This window comes from Marinobacter sp. NP-4(2019), assembly GCF_003994855.1.
GTDB lineage: Bacteria > Pseudomonadota > Gammaproteobacteria > Pseudomonadales > Oleiphilaceae > Marinobacter.
In genome coordinates this window covers 612,174-632,328 of sequence record NZ_CP034142.1, presented here as the reverse complement: position 1 = coordinate 632,328, position 20,155 = coordinate 612,174, and the positions used below count along the sequence as shown (strand labels likewise).

General features: G+C 56.2%; 15 protein-coding genes. 8 read left to right on the top strand and 7 right to left on the bottom strand.

The features are described 5' to 3' along the window. Positions 1-212 precede the first annotated feature (212 nt). From dmpG to EHN06_RS02775, 6 genes are read right to left on the bottom strand one after another with little or no spacing between them, the layout of a single operon-like run. Positions 213-1,241: a 4-hydroxy-2-oxovalerate aldolase gene (gene dmpG / locus EHN06_RS02800; protein WP_127329992.1), complete on the bottom strand. Its 1,029-nt coding sequence runs from the start codon at positions 1,239-1,241 to the stop codon at positions 213-215. Between the two features lie 12 nt (positions 1,242-1,253). Beyond that, positions 1,254-2,189: an acetaldehyde dehydrogenase (acetylating) gene (locus tag EHN06_RS02795; protein ID WP_127329990.1), complete on the bottom strand. Its 936-nt coding sequence runs from the start codon at positions 2,187-2,189 to the stop codon at positions 1,254-1,256. Positions 2,190-2,219: 30 nt separating this feature from the next. Continuing rightward, the gene (mhpD, locus tag EHN06_RS02790; RefSeq protein WP_127329988.1) at positions 2,220-3,014 is read right to left on the bottom strand and encodes a 2-keto-4-pentenoate hydratase; all 795 of its coding nucleotides are present in this window, start codon (positions 3,012-3,014) and stop codon (positions 2,220-2,222) included. 47 nt (positions 3,015-3,061) lie between these two features. Next, positions 3,062-3,928: an alpha/beta fold hydrolase gene (locus EHN06_RS02785; protein ID WP_127329986.1), complete on the bottom strand. Its 867-nt coding sequence runs from the start codon at positions 3,926-3,928 to the stop codon at positions 3,062-3,064. Between the two features lie 45 nt (positions 3,929-3,973). Further along, complete coding sequence (gene mhpB, locus EHN06_RS02780; protein WP_127329984.1) at positions 3,974-4,915, bottom strand: 3-carboxyethylcatechol 2,3-dioxygenase; 942 nt, start codon at positions 4,913-4,915, stop codon at positions 3,974-3,976. 1 nt (position 4,916) lies between these two features. Further along, entirely contained in the window at positions 4,917-6,596 is a 1,680-nt protein-coding gene (locus tag EHN06_RS02775; RefSeq protein ID WP_127329982.1) for a bifunctional 3-(3-hydroxy-phenyl)propionate/3-hydroxycinnamic acid hydroxylase, read from the bottom strand. A gap of 196 nt (positions 6,597-6,792) precedes the next feature. On the opposite strand from EHN06_RS02775, the gene EHN06_RS02770 reads away from it, so the two are divergent. Next, positions 6,793-7,590: a DNA-binding transcriptional regulator gene (locus EHN06_RS02770; protein ID WP_127329980.1), complete on the top strand. Its 798-nt coding sequence runs from the start codon at positions 6,793-6,795 to the stop codon at positions 7,588-7,590. A 660-nt stretch (positions 7,591-8,250) separates the two neighbouring features. Here EHN06_RS02770 and EHN06_RS02765 read toward each other — a convergent pair. After that, positions 8,251-10,764, bottom strand: a complete 2,514-nt coding sequence (locus EHN06_RS02765) for a CoA transferase (protein WP_127329978.1) — start codon at positions 10,762-10,764, stop codon at positions 8,251-8,253. Between the two features lie 376 nt (positions 10,765-11,140). On the opposite strand from EHN06_RS02765, the gene EHN06_RS02760 reads away from it, so the two are divergent. From EHN06_RS02760 to EHN06_RS02730, 7 genes are all read left to right on the top strand, one after another. Beyond that, a complete protein-coding gene (locus EHN06_RS02760) occupies positions 11,141-11,593 on the top strand; it encodes a universal stress protein (protein ID WP_164735578.1) in 453 nt (150 codons plus the stop codon). 1 nt (position 11,594) lies between these two features. Then, positions 11,595-13,229, top strand: coding sequence for a BCCT family transporter (locus EHN06_RS02755; RefSeq protein WP_206075716.1), 1,635 nt, complete (start codon positions 11,595-11,597; stop codon positions 13,227-13,229). A 147-nt stretch (positions 13,230-13,376) separates the two neighbouring features. Further along, a complete protein-coding gene (locus EHN06_RS02750) occupies positions 13,377-14,534 on the top strand; it encodes an iron-containing alcohol dehydrogenase (RefSeq protein WP_127329974.1) in 1,158 nt (385 codons plus the stop codon). Between the two features lie 65 nt (positions 14,535-14,599). Further along, positions 14,600-16,096: a CoA-acylating methylmalonate-semialdehyde dehydrogenase gene (locus EHN06_RS02745; RefSeq protein ID WP_127329972.1), complete on the top strand. Its 1,497-nt coding sequence runs from the start codon at positions 14,600-14,602 to the stop codon at positions 16,094-16,096. A gap of 145 nt (positions 16,097-16,241) precedes the next feature. Beyond that, positions 16,242-17,132 carry a LysR substrate-binding domain-containing protein gene (locus tag EHN06_RS02740; protein ID WP_127329970.1) on the top strand — a complete coding sequence of 297 codons (891 nt, stop codon included), beginning with the start codon at positions 16,242-16,244 and terminating at the stop codon, positions 17,130-17,132. 440 nt (positions 17,133-17,572) lie between these two features. Beyond that, positions 17,573-18,580 carry an AraC family transcriptional regulator gene (locus tag EHN06_RS02735; RefSeq protein WP_127329968.1) on the top strand — a complete coding sequence of 336 codons (1,008 nt, stop codon included), beginning with the start codon at positions 17,573-17,575 and terminating at the stop codon, positions 18,578-18,580. 49 nt (positions 18,581-18,629) lie between these two features. Further along, entirely contained in the window at positions 18,630-19,958 is a 1,329-nt protein-coding gene (locus tag EHN06_RS02730) for an amidohydrolase (protein WP_127329966.1), read from the top strand. Positions 19,959-20,155 lie beyond the last annotated feature (197 nt).

The following is a 20,155-nucleotide window of genomic DNA, read 5'->3' as shown; positions in this document are numbered from 1 at the left end:
CATCAAGGCAACGGAAATTCTTTTTCCGTAACCTGCTAAATACGTGTATATCCCTATCCTTTGCTGTCTGCAGTATAGGAACTGACAAAAGTCAGGCTCAATAAAAATCACTTGCTATGTGCACCTGATGCACAACCTTTCCTGTGGACAAAAAAAGGGCCAGTTGGACATGTCCAACTGGCCAAACGAGGAGTCACAACAACGCCTCTTACCTACTTCTCGATCTGCTTCAGCAGGTCCAACGCAACATCCACAATCATGTCTTCCTGGCCACCCACCATGCGGCGTCGGCCAAGCTCCACCAGAATATCCACGGTTTTCAGGCCGTATTTCTGTGCGGCCACCTCGGAGTGGCGCAGGAAGCTGGAGTAAACACCGGCGTAGCCCAAGGCCAGGGTTTCACGATCCACACGCACCGGGCGATCCTGCAGCGGTCGTACGATGTCATCAGCAGCATCCATCAGCTTGTACAGGTCAGTGCCGTGCTCCCAGCCCAGCTTGTCAAAGGCCGCAACGCACACCTCCAACGGAGCGTTACCGGCGCCAGCGCCCTGGCCTGCCAGGGACGCGTCAACACGGTCACACCCTTCTTCTACCGCGACGATGGAATTGGCCACACCCAACGCCAGGTTGTGGTGGGCATGGATACCGGTTTCGGTTCTAGGATCCAGCACGTCTTTCACCGCCCGGAAACGATCACGGATATCATTCATGTTCATCGCGCCACCGGAGTCCACCACGTAGATACAGGTGGCGCCATAGCTTTCCATCAGCTTCGCCTGCTCAGCCAGACCTTGCGGAGTCTGCATGTGGCTCATCATCAGGAAGCCCACGGTGTCCATGCCCAGTTTGCGGGCGTGTTCAATGTGCTGTCTGGAGACGTCCGCTTCGGTGCAGTGGGTTGCCACGCGCACGATGCGTGCACCGGCGTTGTAGGCGTTGTCCAAGTCCTGGACAGTGCCGATACCGGGCAGCAGCAAGGTTGCGATCCGCGCGTGCTCGATGACTTCCGCGACCGCCTCGATCCACTCCAGGTCGGTGTGGGCACCAAAACCGTAGTTGAAGCTGGAGCCCTGCAGGCCATCGCCATGGGCCACTTCGATGCTGTCGACTTTGGCCTGATCCAGCGCCCGCGCGATGTCCTGCACGTTCTTGATGGAGTACTGATGGCGAACGGCATGGCTGCCGTCTCGCAAAGTCACATCGGAGATGGTGAGTTTCTTGCCAGGGTTAAAGGTCATTTGTCAGACTCCTCAGTTGATCAGTGACTCGGCGATGCGCTCGGCAGTACCAAGAGCTGCGGAGGTCATGATGTCGAGGTTGCCGGCATAGGCCGGAAGGTAATGGGCTGCGCCTTCCACTTCCAGGAACACGGAGGTTTTCAGTCCGCTGAAATGACCAAGCCCCGGTACGTTGATGGGCCGATCTTCCGGGATCTCGTCAAACTGCACCTTCTGCTTCAGGCGGTAACCCGGAACGTAACTCTGTACAGCAGCGGCCATCTCCTCTACAGACTTTTCAACTTCGGCCTTGTCGGCAGCGTCGGACAGCACGTAGACGGTGTCCCGCATCAGCAGTGGCGGCTCAGCCGGGTTGAGAATGATGATAGCCTTGCCCTTGCGGGCACCACCGACCACCTCGATGGCTTTGGAGGTGGTTTCGGTGAACTCGTCGATGTTGGCACGGGTACCCGGGCCAGCGGATTTGCTGGAAATCGAGGCGACGATTTCGGCGTAATGTACCTTCGCGATTCGTGACACCGCTGCCACCATTGGAATGGTGGCCTGGCCACCGCAGGTGACCATGTTCACGTTGCCTTCCTGCAGGTTCTGCTCCAGGTTGACCACCGGCACACAATACGGGCCAATCGCAGCAGGCGTCAGATCAACGATCTTGATGCTTTCCTTGTGGCCCCGCAGGAACACTTCGTTGTGCCTGTGAGCGCCAGCGGAGGTGGCGTCAAACACAACATCAATGTCGGCAAACTCCGGCATCTTCACCAGGCCATCCACACCCTCGTGGGTGGTGGCCACGCCCATGCGTCTGGCACGGGCCAGGCCGTCGGATTCCGGGTCGATACCTACCATGGCGCCCATCTCAATGTTCTGGCCATTGCGCAGGATCTTGATCATCAGGTCGGTACCGATGTTGCCAGAGCCGATGATCGCGGCTTTGATTTTCTTGCTCATAACTCGTTTCCTCAGAATATCCAGTGGGCTTTATTCAACACTGAACGACACGCCCACCTGGCCAATGCCTTCAATCACGGCCTCAAACCGGTCACCGGCAGCCACGGGCGACATAGGCCCCAGCGCGCCGGTCAAAATGATGTCGCCTTTACGCAATGGCTCGCCCAGGGTGGCCATTTTGCGCGCCAGCCAGACGGCAGCGTTGAGCGGGTTGCCCAGACACTCAGAACCGTCGCCGGCAGACACTTCGTCGCCATTACGGGTCATGCTCATGGCTGCCTTACGCAAATCCACGCCGTCAATACGGCGCGCCGGGCCACCCAATACAAAGCAACCACTGGAGGCGTTATCCGCCACGGTGTCCACAAAACGGATGTTCCAGTTCTCTACCCGACTGCCGACAATTTCCAGGGCGGGCATGACCCAGTCCACCGCAGCTACCAGGTCAGCCAGCCCGGTGTCTTCCCGGGGGAGATCATCAGCTAGCACCAGGGCGATCTCCGCCTCCACTTTCGGCTGCAGCACCCGGTCAATCGGGACTTCTTCGTTATCGCCGTAGGCCATATCGGCATACAGGGTGCCAAAATCCGGCTGATTCACACCCAACTGAGCCTGAACTTTAGGATTGGTCAGGCCGATCTTGCGCCCAACCACGCGTGCCCCGTTGGCGCAGGCGTGGGCCACGTTTAGCCGCTGGATCTGATAGGCTGCTTCGGCGTTGTCTTCGCCAATGCGCTCACGCATTGGGGCGATCGGCTCGCCGGTCTGCTCGGCCATTCGAAGAGACTCGGCCATTACCTCCAGACCTTTGCTATCAATAGTCATAGTGTTCCCCGGTGGACAATACCTTCAGTGAATGGAATTCCGGCACCTCAGATACCGTGCTTGAGGAAATCCAGAACCATACGATTGAACTTGTCGGCGTATTCCCACTGCACCCAGTGGCCGCATCGGTTGAAGATGTGGAGTTCGGCACGCTGAAGTCCGTTGACCAGACGAATTCCGGTGTCCATGGGTACGAAGCGATCATCGCGGCCCCAGACGATCAGGGTCTCATTGGCGATCTCGCCCAGTCGGTGTCCCACATCCGGGAATTGCTTGGGGTTGGCCTGAGAGCTCTTCACAAAGTTCTCCAGGTGATCCCTGCGGGCCAGGATGTTGTCCAGGCGCGCCTGGAACAGCTCTTCGGTCAGATTGCTGGTATCGAACACGAAGATGTCCATCATCTCCTTGAGGTTTTCCATGGTCGGATCACGGTACAGCTTGCCGATACGCTTGATGCCCTCTGCCGGCATGGGCGTGAACAGACTGCCACCACCGGTACCGCCCCCCATTAGGATCAGCTTGTCCACGTGCTCCGGGTACTCCAGTGCAAACGCCACCGCACTGTGACCACCCATGGAGTTACCGATGATGTGAATCCTGTTCAGATCCAGAGCATCTACCAGCCCCTTCAGAACGCGGGCATTGAGATGTGAACGGGAGCCGTCGTTGACGATGGTGTCACTCTTGCTCCAGCCCGGGCTGTCCATCAGGATCACCCGATAGCCGGCCTCGGTCAGTGGCTGGATATTGCGGTTGAAGTTGGCCCAACCACTGGCGCCCGGCCCGGAGCCGTGCAGCATCACCACAACTTCTTCACCTGATTCGGTGTCGTTGTAGTGGATGTTCAGGTCGGCATCGCCTTCCCTGATGGATACAAATTTACTGGTGCCTTCTTCGGTCCATTGCTGAGTCATGTTTACTCACCTCGTATCTGGTATGTGTCGCCGCTTGACCGTGCCTTACACCGTCGTGGCGCTAAGCGCTCCGAATCCTGCAATCCACTCGGGAATCGGGCGGTAGTAACGTGCGCTTTCACGGTAAGGACCAATAGCGGCCATGGCGGCGGCTGCCGCTACCCAGGCCTTGACCTCGTGGGTGGACTTGCCGGCCTTCTCGGAAACCTCCTGATTGCTCACCGAATCCAGTTCGGACGTGCGATTCGCCCCCAGAAGGTTGAGGAACCACTGATCCCACTCCGGATTCAGCGGATGAAGTGTGTTCTGATCTTCAGTAAAACGACGGGCAGCCTCGATGACCCGTTTGGTACGGGCTTCCCGCTCATCCGCCGGAAGATCCCGGCCACTGCCCAGCAGGCGGTCTTTCATGTGGTCATTGGCCGTTGCCAACTCCGGTACTGGCGGCTGGTGGGACAGACCACCGGAACCAATGATCAGCACCCGTTTGTTCAATGACGCTGCGTAGCGACCCAGGGCATCACCCAGCAGGCGTGCGCGCTCGAACGGCGGCAACGGCACGGCCACCGAGTTGATAAACACCGGAATCACCGGAACCCTGTCCAGGCCGCCCAGAAGAAACTCAAGAGGCTGCGCAAACCCATGGTCCACCTGCATCTTGTGAGACAGGGCCACATCCACCCCGGCATCCATCACAAACTGTATAGCAGCCTCTGCCAGATCACCCGGCACCGACAGTTCTCCCGCGGCAGAGCCGAAGTCACCGATGGCGTAGGCACGGGTGCCAATACAGAACGGCGGCATGATGTCGTAGAAGAATCCGTTGTAATGATCCGGAGCGAACAGAATCACCAGTTCAGGATCGAATTCTGCAATCTGTTCCCGCGCCGTTGCCACCACACCGCTGACCTCGTCGAGTACGGACTGTTCCGGATCAACAAAGCCCACCAGGGGAGTGTGAGACAAGCACTGCAAAAGTGCCGACATATCAGGCCACCTCGCTATTGGGAGCCTGATCGGTGCTTTTCGCATGTTGCGGCAATGCCTTGAGCACACTCAGGTATTCGTCGGTCACATCGCCCAGTGTCTGGGGGATCGCTACCGCGCCTACGAAACGATCCGGCCGCAATACGGCCACCGAAGCGGGGAACCGGCCAAACCATTCCTTGAGTCGACCCTGGGTGTCACCGATACGAATCACCTCGTCAGAGACATCACTGGGGCAACGCAGCTGAACATCGGGCACTACCTGGATAAAGCGGGTTCCCAGGGCCTTCCAGGCTTCCACCTGCTCCCGGGTCAGCCCCCAGGTAGGGTCAGCACCCCAGGCAATAACCGCAAAACCATCGCCGATAACATCATCCAACAAGCCTTCCTCGCCGGACTCACGCAAAACCCGGGGCTGGATAAACATCTTGCCCACCGGGGAATCCTTGACACCCTTCTTAACTTCCACCTGGGCGCCGTTCTCATACTTGGGCATCGGCTTGAATCGCATTTCAAGGAAATATCGCTTTACCGGAGGGATATACCCCATCATCCAGGACAACCCGTCACGCAGTGCCCCCTGCCAACGCTTCGGAGGAGCCAGCACATGACCCGCCATGACTGACAGATCAATCATCGCCTTGGCATGATCCCTACGCTCGATCTCATACGTGTCGAGCAGCTCGGGGCCGGCCTTGCCCTGGACCACCAGCGACAGCTTCCACGCCAGGTTGAAGGCATCCCGCATACCACTGTTGTAACCCTGGCCCTGCCAGACCGGCATGATATGGGCCGCATCACCTGCCAGCAGAATTCTGTCCTTACGGAACTGCCCGGCAAGGCGAGCGTTATGGGTGTATACGCGGCTTCTGATCAGCTCAACGTTGTCGGGGTTCGGGATGACCTTGCGCAACAGTTCACGCATGTTTTCCGGTTTACTGAGCTGCTCTTCCGTTTCACCCGGCATCACCATAAATTCAAAGCGACGGGTAGCGTGGGGCAACGCTGCAGATACATAGGGCCGCTCCGGATCGGCGCACAGATAAACGTTTGGCGTTGACAGGGGATCGTTTGCGATATCCACCACGATCCACTGGTTCGGAGCGGTTTTGCCGTCGAAACTGATGCCCAGGGTGCGGCGCACATAACTATTACCGCCATCACAGGCAATCAGGTAATCGGCTCGAATCGATTCTTTCTTGCCTTCGGGACCGTCAGCGACAAGCGTTACGCCGTCGGCATCCTGCTCAAACTCCTGGACATCCCGCGAGAACAGGACCTGCACATTTTCAAACCGACTCAGGCCGCGATGCAGTACCGCATCCACCTGCGGCTGGATAAACGCATTCCTTCGGGACCAACCGAACTCGTCGGTCATCGGCTGAATATCCGCGAAACAGCGCCCCTTCGGCGTCAGGAACCTCATGGCATGGTAAGGTGTGGTATGAGGCAGCACGTCATCAATCAGCCCGATGGACTGAATAGTGCGCAGTGACTCATCGTCGATACCAATGGCCCGGGGGTAATCGATCAGCTCGTCGAGCTTTTCAATCACCACGACCTCCACCCCGGCCTGGCCGAGATAGTTGGCGATGGTCAGACCAACGGGACCGGCACCCAGAATGGCCACTTTGCCGGTATAATCGGGAGAAACCTTGCTTGTTTTTTGGAAACTATTCATAAGAACACCTTGCTAAGCAGAAGCCCGAGAGCTCTGGATTTGGCGACCCAGCCCGAGGTCCGGGTTTGCTCGCTGAGTTAGGCTAAAATTGTCATTTGTCATTGTCGCAAGCAGTATAAAAATCAGTCTGAACTGCCCTCAACGAAAACCAGAGGCTTAGTGCACATAGTGCACCGGCCCATCAGGTCAAATTCGAATGGAACCGAGATCAACTGCCAGCTACAAAACGGTCCGCGGTCTAACCCGGGGACTGGCCTTGCTCAACGCCCTGAACCGAGAACCGGTGGGTGCTACACCGGCGCGACTGTCAGAAATGACAGGCATACACCGGACAACCGTGCGGCGACTGCTGGAGACATTACAAAGCGAGGGTTATGTTCGCCGTAGCCCGTCCGATGACACCTATCGACTGACCATGCGGGTGCGGGAACTGAGCGAGGGCTTCAGGGATGAACACTGGATATCCGCCGTTGCGGCTCCGTTACTGGGGAAACTGCTCAATGAAGTGCTGTGGCCTACCGATCTTGGCACATTGGATGTGGATGCGATGATCATCCGGGAAACCACACACCGGTTCAGCCGGCTTTCATTTCACCGTTCAATGGTTGGTCGACGACTTCCCATTCTGGAGACAGCCCTGGGGCTGGCTTATATCGCCTTCTGTCCAGAGAAGGAACAAAAGGAACTCATCGCCTTGTTAGCCAGCCGTGATGACCGGGAAGGAGAGATCGCAAGAGATCCCCAGACCGTGGATAACCTGATCCGTCGCACCCGACGCAAGGGCTTCGGTGAAAACTTTATGAACTGGACCGAGGAGGAAAGAATTGCCTCCATAGCCATCCCTATCCGATCTGGAGAAGAGGTGCTGGCCTGCCTGAACCTTGTTTACATTGCAGAGGCGATGTCTATTGACGAGGCCGCCAAAAAATACCTTCCTGCGATGGAGAAAATCAGGGACCAGATTGAAAGCCAGTTATCCAGCCAGGCTGAGTAAGATCACTGACGCTGCCGTCACCTGGCTGAAACACCAACTATAACCGTAGACTTTGTTCCTATATCTGGTGAGCAGTAGGCCAAACTGTCCGATTTAAGTCACCCTAAACCAAACAAAATTTCGTGTGTTGCCTGTCAAGGATTGGTCACATAGGGTACATGAATATGGGCACAGGGCAGCGGTAAAATTGGTAGATTCCGGACAACGTTTACCAGACAACCCTGTGCCCACAATAGGCGTAAATAGTGCAACTGATGGTTTAAAAAGGTTCTTCTTGAAGGGCTAACAAATGACCTAACTGCCTGAACCATCCCAGCCCTGGTGAGAACCTGCGTTCGACCCGGAGCCTGCAACTCAGGCGGAGGGAACGTCGGAACGTAGTGACGACGGCCCCATAGGGGTGAGGTTGCTAAGCGACCGAATACAAATCGCGAAAGCGATTTGGGCGCCGCAGCAAAGCGAAGGCGGGGCGAAGCCCCGAAGATCGCTCACAAGGCGATCTGAGTCCAGGCCCGGTTTTCCAGGCCAAATGGAAGAACAGGCGCTGAGACTGAATAAAAAATTCCCTGCTAACCCTGACATGGTGTCTTCTCAAGTCAGGGCGACTCCGGTGTTTCCGAAGTCGCCTATGAGGTCATTTTCCGCGCAATAGGTCTTGCCTTAGCTTGGCAGGTACTCCTTACCCCAGCCGGTGCCTGCTATCTCTCGCTCGATCAAGCCGTCTATTTCATTGTCGCTGTAACCTACACTCGCCAATACCTCCCGCGTTGAATGGCCAAACCGCTCGGCAGGCCGGAAGGCCCGGATCATCGCTTCGGAGGGTCGGATCGAATAATGATCTACTTGCGTAATGCAGTGGCCACTCGGATGATCCCGGAAGATCGAGAAAGCATAGCTGCCGAGAGTTGTGCCCGGTGTGCCATCAGCCTCGCGACTGTATTGTGCTCGCAGGCTCTCGATAGACATGGGAACCGCAGCTGCAATATCCGCAGCCTGAAGCTGATCTGCCCAGTAACTGGCCGGTGCCTTGGCAAAGGCAGCCGTCAGAAATGCTGGAATGTCCACTGCCTGTGAAATGCCACAGAGTCCCTCAACCTCCTCCAGTTTCGACAACTCCTCCCGGCTCGAATCCAGGAAGATCCAGCCTTCGCGCGTTGGGTAGAAGTGCGACAGCTCATGGTTGCCCAACACCTGACGGCCGGAGGGTTCGTTAAACGGTGCCCGTCCCTCGTAGTCGAACGCAAAGGGTGCTTGCGCGAAGTTAGTAACAGCGGACAGGGAAGTCCGTGCCCTGGAGACCTCGCCGGTTTTGTGTTTGCGATACAACGCCACTGACATGGCCAGCCCGGCTGCAAAACCACAGTTCACGTCGAGCGTGCCAAGGTGCGCATGCTCCTCCGGCGTGGCTGGTCCGCCAAAGCGGCTCATGATGCCACTGTTGGCCTGGACGATGTCATCGTATCCGATGTAATCGGTTTTGGGACCACGAACGGGGCCTCCCAGGCAGTCCAAGCGGCAGAATAGAACGCCGGGATTAACGCTTTGAAGGGTTTCATGATCCAGGCCCAGTGTTTTGATCTGACGTTCTGGCGCGTTGATCACAACCATATCCACGGTTCGGACCAGACGATTGAAAGCCTCCCGGCCTTCTTCACTCATGATGTCGATCAACGCACTTTGTTTGTTGACACCGGTCTGGAAAGTGAAAAGGGTTCCGATAAGCGGATCATACAACGGCGTAATGGGATCGACCTTGATCACTTCGGCACCGAAGCGGCTGAGGAATGCTGTTGAATGAGGGCCGGCAATGACGTTGGTCAGGTCCAGAATTCGTACCCCTTCCAGCCAACCTTTGTTACTGACCGGCCCAATGTTTGTGCCCGTTGGACGGGTAACGTTTTCTGCCGCCGCAACAGTTTTCAGCTCAGCAAGGGCTTCATCGTAGCTAACGTTTCTTCGCGGACGCGGACTCAGCATATCGGCGCCGATATCCTCCAGCCAGGCGATCGGTCCGGGTTGCTTCATTCGACCGAACTCCGGATCCTCCACTTCGATAATCAGGCCTGCGGTGTTGGTATGTTCACTGTTCACCCATTCCTGGGTGGTACGGTGGGGCGCACCGGGGATCTGCCCCTCACCAAATAATTGACCCCACTCCTCGGAGGTGCGCGTCAGGAATGCTTTTTTCATCTTAGTTGAGATGATGTCAGCCCACTTCCTGGGCAACGGATAGACTCCGATGGAAGTCTCGCCATCCCACTCGGAGATGGGCATATGCAAGTCTTTTACATCGGGCAGGCCTTCGGCAAGCAGCTCATCGTATATCCCGAGCAGTTGCAGACAGCGCTTGGCATGATTCCGGTGGGATGGACACACACAGTAGAACATTCGGCCGTCGGAACATTCGTAGGTACGGAAAAACGGATCGAGATATTCCTGAAGGTCATCATAGCTCAGATCCATCGGAATGTTGTTGGCCTTGCGGTGCTCGATTTCGTGCTCCCGCATCGTTTTGTAACGTTCGGGAAGACCCTCAACGACGTAGGAGTTATAAGACAGTCCCTCCATAAGTGCAGCGGCCACAGGAACCTCAATGCTGTCTCCGCGGCCAGTCTTTTCACGCTCGAACAAAGCGAGTGCTATGGAACTTGCCGCCAGGGAAATGGCATAGGACGATCCCAGAGGCAGGGGCGAAAAGCTGGGATTGATGCCCATCAGGACCCGGTTGAACCCCATGTCGGTAAAGGCACCGCAGGAAGCTGCGACAACCGCCTCTGTGGCTTTCCATTCCCGGCGCAGTGAGTCGTTGCTGGCGAAGCCCGGCACAGACAGCGTGATCAGATCAGGACGCTCCTCCCGTAGCTGCTGGAAGTCGACGCCAAGCTTTTTCATGACACCCGGCCGGAAACTCTCTACAACGATGTCTGCCTCGGCAATCAGTGCCAATGCCTTTGACAGATCGTCCTGCTGTTTCAGGTCAAGCCGGATGCAGCTTTTATTACGGTTAAGAACAGCATTTGCGGGATTATCCCACTGCGGGCCTTCCAGCGGATCTACGTGAACGACGGTGGCGCCAAAATCGGCCAACACCATAGCGACGGCCGGGCCTGCGATCTGCTGGCCAAAATCGACGACGCGAACACCTTCAAGGGGTAATTGGGTCTCGTTATTCATTGCAGTCTTTCCCTCTGATTCTTGTTCCAACGTTTTGCTATCGAAGGCACCGCGTTGGGCGTGATCTTGTTGGTATAGGTAAACGTCACCGAAACCACTGACCAGCCAGCGTTGCGACCGGTTGTTTCGATTGCCCAGATATTAGAGACAAAGACTGACTGCGAACCAGCAATAAAAAATGGGCCTCAGACCCCATTTTTTTTATGGCTGTTCGCTCCCCGCCTACCCATAAAAAAACTTTGGTCTGAGGGGCGGTTTTTATTGATTCAAAACCTCAGGTGTTTCGGCTAACAATAGCCCCACTTCGAGTTGACGCCGCTCGATGGCGCGACTTCCTGTTGCCTTACAGATAACAACAAAACATCGAGGACGAAGCATGACAAACAAGTTCAAAACGATTCTGGTGCCGCTGGACCCAGCACTTGAGAGTACCTGGCGCTCGGCTCTGCCAGCGGCGATAGACCTAGCCAGCAACGATCAGGCGACCCTTTGCCTGATGACCGTGGTGCCGGAGGCTGAAATCCCCGCAATTGCGGTGCACTTGCCCGATGGTCTTGACGAGAAGCTGCGGGATAAAGGTTTGGATGCGCTGGAGACATTGCGAGCAAGGGAAGTGCCGGAGTCGATTCACTCCCGCTCACTTGTCGGTCAGGGGCGAATAGACAAGCAGATCCTGCGCATGGCAGCGAAGATCGATGCTGATCTGATTGTCATGGCGTCACACCGCCCGAAAGCAACCGATTATCTTATCAGCGCAATTGCCGCCTACGTCACACGGCATGCCAAGAGCTCTGTCATGGTCGTGCGTGAAAGAAATGAGGATCGTTAAGATGGATAACAAAAAATTGATGCTCCGTGGTTCTGGTTTACTGGCCCGAACCAACCCTGTAATGGCAATCGGCTCCGGGCTTCTGGTGTTGGCGTTCGTGTTGTTCACCGTGGTTGTTCCAGAGTATGCCAATTCGTTGTACGGCAATATCAAGGCTTTTATAGCGACCGACCTGGCCTGGTATTACGTCGCGTTCATGAGCCTGGCGCTGATGCTTTCGATCTGGTTGGTTTTCAGCCGGTACGGTGATATTCGTCTGGGCAAGGATGACGACAGGCCGGAGTTCAGTAACTTCTCCTGGTTCTCGATGTTGTTCGGAGCCGGGATTGGTATTGGCATCCTGTTCTGGAGCATTGCAGAACCGATTTACCATTTCCAGGGCACGCCTTTGATTGAGGCCGGCCAGGAAAAAACCGTGGCAGCGGCACAGGTGGCCATGCGTGTTGCCATCTTCCATTGGGGGCTGCACGGTTGGGCACTGTTCTCTCTGGCCGGTCTGACGTTAGCGTATTTCGCCTACCGTAAAGGGTTGCCGCTGTCGATTCGTTCGAGCCTGTATCCGATCTTTGGTGATCGGATTTATGGTCCGATCGGGCACGTCGCCGACCTGCTGGCCGTATTCGGCACCGTGTTCGGCATCGCTACCTCGCTTGGCCTGGGCGCTCAGCAAATTAACGCAGGGCTTAATTACCTGGTCGGCATTGAAGTGTCGGTCTCCACTCAGGTTCTTCTGATCGCAATTATTTCAGTGTTGTCAACGATTTCCGTTATGTCCGGTTTGCACAAAGGCATCCGGTTGCTGAGCGAGATCAACATGAAACTCACCATGGTGATTCTCGGTCTGTTTGTTGTGGTTGGGCCGACCGCCTATATTCTTGGCGCTCTGGTGACCAACCTTGGCGATTATCTGGTGCACACGGTTGAACTCGGCTTCTGGGTCGACCCGGATCCGAAGAGCGAGTGGCAGGGCTGGTGGACCGTGTTTTATTGGGGCTGGTGGATTGCCTGGGCTCCCTTCTGCGGCATCTTCATTGCTCGCATCTCCAAGGGCCGCACTATCCGTGAGTTTGTCCTGGGCGTACTGGTCGCACCGACCCTGCTGGCGGCAGTCTGGATTACCATCTTTGGCAACACGGCAATGTACCTGGAGCTGTTTGGCAACGGCGGCGTGGTGGAAGCCGTCAACAAGGATACTACGATGGCACTGTTCGCCACCATTGAGCTGATGACGGAGAGCCAGGCAATGGTGATCCTGATGGCGTGCATCTGCGCCATCCTGTTGGTGACCTACTTCGTGACTTCATCAGATTCTGCAACGCTGGTGATCTGCACCCTGATCTCCATGGGAGAGACCAACCCTCTGCCCCGCTATCGGGTGTTCTGGGGAGCGGCAATTGGCGCGGTAGCAGCGGTGCTGCTTCTGGCTGGAGGCCTCAAGGCGCTTCAGACTGCCTCGATCGTGGCAGCACTGCCTTTCTCATTCATCCTGATTATGGCGATATATGGCCTGCTCGCCTCCCTGAGGGCGGAGGTTCTACCGCAGCGGTCGGCATCCCGCTTCGCGCGATTCTCTGGCAGGAGCAGTGATCCCGAGCCTGAGGTGCCAGCGGTGACACCCGTCCCCGGAAACATCTGATCAAAAGCGGCTCTGCTTTTTTCCAAAGCAGAGCCTCCCTGAGCACTTGATTTTCAATCTGGGCAGCAGGGCCAGACGGCCCCGTGCACCCCAAAATTGGCCACACGAGTGTCTACCCGGACAGAATTGATGGCAAGAGGAGCCAGTATGTCAACACAAGTGATCCTTCCACGTGTAATGCAAATCGGTGCCGGTGCCTCTGAACAGGTTCCGGCTGTGCTTGAAAGCCTCGGTTGCAGCCGCCCGCTGATCATCACCGACAAGATGATGGTTGAGCTGGGATATGCCGGAATCATCCAGTCCAGACTGGCGGAGCATAACCTGAGCGCTGAGGTCCTTGACGATACCGTGCCGGAGCCGACAGTCGGTTCTATCCAGGCGGGTGTTGAGCGTGTTCGTAGCGGCAGTTACGACTGCATTATTGCACTGGGTGGAGGCAGTCCTATCGACAGCGCCAAGGCCATCGGCATTCTGGGCAAGTTTGGTGGCGAAATGCGGGATTACAAGTTCCCCCGGATCGTTAATCAGGCCGGACTGCCGATCATAGCGATTCCGACCACAGCAGGCACCGGTTCTGAAGTTACCCGATTCACCATCATCACGGATGAGACCAACGACGAGAAGATGCTCTGTGTCGGCATCGGCTTTATGCCGATTGCAGCCCTGGTGGACTTCAATCTGACACTGTCACTGCCGCCGCGAATCACTGCGGATACGGGTATCGATGCGCTGACTCATGCCATGGAGGCCTATGTCAGCCGCAAGGCAAGCCCCTACAGCGACAGCCAGGCGCTGTCCGCCATGCGTCTGATTGGTCCGAATCTCCGCCGGGCCTATAAGAACGGCGCAGATCAGGAGGCCCGAGAAGCCATGATGCTGGGATCCACTTTGGCCGGTGTGGCGTTCTCGAACGCGTCCGTTGCCCTGGTTCATGGTATGAGCCGGCCCATCGGCGCCGCTTTTCACGTTCCCCACGGTCTCTCTAATGCCATGCTGCTTCCGGCCGTGACGGAGTTCTCGATTCCGGCAGCGGAAGAGCGTTACGCCGATTGTGCTCGCGCAATGGGTGTCGCTCAACAATCCGATAGTACGGAGCGTGCGAACCAAAAGTTGCTGGATGAACTGCATGCACTCAACGATGAACTGCAGGTACCCACTCCGGAGATGTTTGGCATTGACCGAAACGAATTCTTTGATCTGATGCCAACGATGGCAGAGCAGGCGCTGCAATCAGGCTCGCCGGGAAATAATCCAAAGGTGCCGACGGCTGAAGAGATCGTCCAGCTTTACGAAAAACTCTGGTAACCCCCCCCCCCCAACATTTACGACCACACCGCGCTCATGGGCGCGAATGAACAGAGGACATTGCAATGAACACAGTCGGACACCTGATCAACGGTGAAATCAATAACGAGAGCGAGCGTCGCCAGCCTGTCTTCAACCCCTCGACTGGTGAGGTATCCCGCGAGGTGCTGCTGGCATCGCGCAACACCGTTGAAGAAGCCATCGCTGCCGCTCAGGCAGCTTTCCCGGAGTGGCGCGCGATTCCGCCGATCAAGCGTGCTCGCATTATGTTCCGGTTCAAGGAGCTGCTTGAGCGCAATGCTGACCGTATATGCAAAATGATCGGCGAAGAGCACGGCAAGATCAGTCATGATGCCATGGGAGAGTTGCAGCGTGGCATCGAGAACGTCGAATACGCCTGTGGCGCGCCTGAACTTCTGAAAGGCGAGCACAGCCGTAACGTTGGCCCGAATATCGACGCCTGGAGCGAATTCCAGCCCCTGGGCGTGGTGGCGGGTATTACACCGTTCAACTTCCCCGCCATGGTTCCGCTGTGGATGTACCCGATGGCATTGGTCTGTGGTAACTGCTTTATTCTCAAGCCATCCGAGCGTGACCCCAGCTCCACGCTGTTTATTGCACAGCTGTTGCAGGAGGCGGGACTTCCGAATGGCGTCATGAACGTGGTTAATGGCGACAAAGAAGCAGTCGACACGCTTCTGGAGGACAAACGAGTTCAGGCCATCAGCTTTGTCGGCTCCACCCCGATCGCGGAGTACATTTACAGTAAGGCAAGTGCCCACGGCAAGCGTTGCCAGGCCCTCGGTGGCGCCAAGAACCATGCCATCGTGATGCCCGATGCCGATATGGACAATGCTGTGAATCAGTTGGTCGGTGCGGCCTTTGGCTCATCCGGCGAACGTTGCATGGCATTGTCGGTTGCAGTGGCCGTGGGTGATGACGCTGCCGATACACTTGTGGCGAAAATGACAGAGGCCATGAAATCGCTGAAGGTAGGCGTCTACTCAGAAGCCAGTAACGATTTTGGTCCGTTGATTTCCCGCGAACACCAGCAGAAGGTGGTTGGCTATATCAACAGTGCTGAAGAACAGGGTGCCACTGTTGTTGTTGATGGTCGTAACCCACAAGTCGCTGGCTACGAAGAGGGTTTCTTTGTTGACGGCACGCTGATCGATAATGTGACGCCAGATATGGTCAGTTATCGCGAGGAGATTTTCGGGCCGGTCCTGCAGGTGATGCGGGTGCAGAGCATGGAAGCGGCCATGCAGTTGATCAACGATCATGAGTATGGCAACGGAACCTGTATCTTCACCCGCGACGGTGAAGCCGCCCGCTACTTCACGGATCACATCCAGGTCGGCATGGTGGGTATCAACGTACCGCTGCCAGTGCCGGTGGCCTATCACAGTTTTGGTGGCTGGAAACGGTCCCTGTTTGGTGACCTCCACGCCTATGGTCCCGATGGTGTGCGCTTCTACACCCGGCGGAAATCGATTACCCAGCGCTGGCCGTCTGCCGGTGTGCGTGAGGGTATCGAATTCTCTATGCCAACCATGAAATAAAGGCCCTCCTTCCCTTCGTTACTGAGGGGGGGGGGGGGCAGTGTCCCGACTTCCGGGACGCTGCCTTTTTTAAGCCTCAGATATTTGATTAATATCGAGTCTCATACACAATGAGGATACACTCGATAAAAAGATTCAGCCCGCCATGAAAAAGAAGCTACCCCCGCTCAATTGGCTAAGGTCATTCGAAGCGACGGCGCGCCACTTGAATATTACTCAGGCTGCTGCTGAATTGAATCAGACTCAGGCGGCCATCAGCCAGCAGATCAAGGGACTGGAGAGCCAGCTGGGTACGCCTTTGTTCAATCGGTTGCCCAGGGGGTTATCGATGACCGAGGCCGGAAAGGCATACCTTCCAGTCGTCCACGAGTGCATTCGTAGGCTCAGGACTGCCACGGATGAGATCTTTGGCCAGGACAAGACCCGTTTGTTGACTATCCGCTCCAACCTCGTCTTCTTTACCTTATGGCTTGCTCCACGCTTTGCCCGGTTCCGGGAACGTTATCCGCATGTCGGTCTCCGCTTCAGTAGCCATATCTGGGCCGACAATTTCAATCGCGAGTCAGATATGGAAATATGCTACGGTCAGGGTGCATGGCCCGGCATGGCAGCGGATCGTCTGACCTGGGACGAGTTGATCCCGGTATGCAGCCCGGCCATGTCGAACGGGCTCCAGGTGCCCCGGACTCCTCAGGATCTTGCCGAACACACCCTTCTCCATGTGATCGGGTACGAGGACGGCTGGGGGCACTGGCTGGATCACTCGGGATACCCGGACCTCCAATTTAGGAACCAGCTTCAGTTCGATACGCTGATTTCCGCGCTCCAAGTGGCTCGCTATGGAGACGGTATAGCGTTGGGCAGGAGCAGCCTCGTATCAGAAATGATTTCGAAAGGCGAACTCATTGCACCGTTCAACCAAGGGGTAAAAACGTCAGAAGCGTTTTATCTTGTGCGTCCTGCTAATCAATATATTCATCCACACGCCGAAATTTTCCGAACTTGGATAGTAGAGGAAGCAACCAAAGGTAATTAATCGCAGAGTTGCGACAATGGATTCTTCTAAAAAGAAGACGATTTACAACCGCCCATAGAAACGGGGCAGAATCCCACCTACTATTGTTCGATTTCCGGACAGCCAGATCCTGTCAGTGCTACGTCAAAAATCGGCTTTAACCAGTCACGATACTGATATATAAGTATTTTCATATCCCGACATTTTGAGACAAGTAATTGGTCGCGGGGATTTTTGATCGACTTGGACCGCTTACTATCGGGCGGGCCATGTTTAGAAAGGACTTGCGTGAGAGCGCAAGTCCTTTCTGTTTTCTGCCACCCCGGAAAGCCCATAACTCAATTGGCGCCGATTGCACTTGCCCCCACATCTCCCCAGACGGTAATTTCTCCAGACAGGGTCTCAGGTAAGCTCCAGCCTGAGGCGACGGTCTGACGCCCGAACAACAAGACAAAAACACCATGCTTGAAGCGACTTCTGAATCATCGGTCTCCCGCGAACATTTCCTGACGACGGTCAAGGGATTGAGGCACGTTGTTGAGCCGGCAAAGCTGGAAAAATCCCTGAGTACTGTGATTGGCAGGCACTCGCACCTGGCTTCCGCCCGCATCCCCCTGGAACGCCTGTTGGAACTTCAAGCAGCTGTCACCGGTGATCGCGAAGACCCGCTCCTGATGGCGAAGGCCTACAGCCACCTGAACTACGATCCCGGGTTTATGGGTAGGACATTCCTGGCGGGTGCCCTGAGTCTGGACGAAGCCATCTCACTGCTCTGTCGTTACATGAAAGTGAACTCCGATCTTTGCACTCTCAAACTGCAAACATACCCTGAGTCAGCCACTCTTCGGATAACGCCGGCAGCCGGCTACCCGGGGGCGTACGAACAGCTTGATGCAATGGTTTATAGCTTTTCCCGAATTCTGGTGGCCCTGGGCATCGAGTCCATTGATCTTATCAGGCTTAACCATGTGCCTCCCCCCGCCATTCAGGATCAGTACCATCGTCTGTTTTCCGTACCTGTACACTTTGGCAGTGACGAGCTGACGATTGAGTTTGCTCTGGAACAGCTTGATCGACAGCTGGACTGGGAAGCGTGCCCTGTGGAAAAACTGGCCAGACGCGAACGGCGGCTCAAACAATTACAGGGACAACCCAATTGGCAGGAATCTGTCGAAATTCTGATACCGCCCCTGTCCCGCCGGGGAGAAGCACACATCGACCGGTGCGCGAACCTGCTAGCTGTGAGCCCGCGCTCTTTGCAACGTCATATTCGCGCGGAAGGATCGACCTTCCGGGACATCCTGGACCAGAGTCGCCGCAAACTTGCCAGAAACTACCTTGCACGAGGTTACTCCAACGAAGTAACGGCCTCGCTTATTGGGTACCGACAGACGGCCCAATTCTATCGGGCATTCCGGGAATGGTTTGGCTGCTCACCCTCTGAGTACCAACACTCCCCTCCTCCCTAGTCCACGTCGACACATCTAAAGCATAAACAACAATCGCAAGGAGATAAGCATGCGTAAAGCACTGCTACGGGCAACGCTTGCCTGTACGACCGTCACGGCCCCAACCGTTATGGCAGACCAATCACTGACAGACCAAGTCATTCAGGGAGCCGAAGCCGTTCACCAGCAAGCCATCGAATGGCGCCATGACGTCCACCAACACCCCGAACTCGGCAATCAGGAACACCGAACCGCCAAACTGGTCGCCGACCATCTCCGCAAGCTGGGAATGGAGGTGCAAACCGAGGTTGGAACGACCGGTGTCGTCGGCATTCTCAAAGGAGGCCTTCCCGGGCCGGTGGTAGGTCTCAGGGCGGACATGGATGCGTTACCCGTCAAGGAGCGCACGGGGCTGCCCTATGCGTCTGAAGTTATCCAGAAATACCAGGGCGAGAACACTCACGTCATGCACGCCTGTGGGCACGACGCCCACGTGGCCATCCTGATGTCGGTTGCCCAGAACCTCGCCAACGTCCGCGATCAGCTCCCGGGTACCGTGAAGTTTATTTTCCAGCCGGCTGAAGAAGGGCCCAGCGACTATGTCTATCAGGGCGAACAACATTTTGGTGCTCGCCTGATGGTGGAGGAAGGGGTTCTCAAGAACCCGGGTGTGGACGCAATCTTCGGGCTTCATGTGACGTCAAAAGCCCCCACCGGCATCATCAGTTACCGTAGCGGCCCCACCATGGCCAGCAGCTCGGACCTCTATATCACCGTGAAAGGTGAGCAAACCCACGGCGCCCAACCCTGGGATGGCGTTGATCCCATCGTGACGAGTGCCCAGATCATCAACGGACTGCAAACAGTGGTCAGCCGCAAGACAAATATCATGCCCGCTCCGGCGGTTGTCACGATCGGCACCATTGACGGCGGCTCCCGCCACAACATCATCCCGGACTCCGTCAAAATGAGCGGGACCATCCGCACCTTTGACGATGACGTGCAGCGGCAGGTAAATGAACATGTGACCACGACGACAGAACATATTGCCCAGGCTTCCGGCGCCGAAGCAGCGGTTTCCATCGTTAACAATTACGCCACAACGGTGAACGATCCGGCGCTCACCCAACAGATGCTCCCCACCCTGAAGCGGGTAGCTCCCCAACGGGTGTTCGAAGCGCCACTGGTGACCGGTTCCGAGGACTTTTCCTATTATGCGAAGGAAGTGCCCGGGCTGTTCTTTTTCCTTGGTGTGACGCCCATGGAAGACATGAAAAGTGCGGCCCCCAATCATTCACCGAAGTTCTATGTGGATGACAAGGCGCTGGTCACCGGCATCAAGGCATTGTCTGCCTTGACGAGCGATTACCTGCAAAGCCACAGGAGCCAACGTCAATGACATTCCACCATACAAAAGGCGCTTCAAGCCCTCATAAGAGGCTGACTGATGTGTCAGGCTGGGGATAGAATTCACAGCACAACACGGGGCCGCCATTTCATCTGCGAAGTCGGCGGCACCATGCATACACCCCGATGCCGTGATCGAAAAACTGGCCCAGAATCACCTTCAGAATTATCTCCGCTTCCCACACTCTC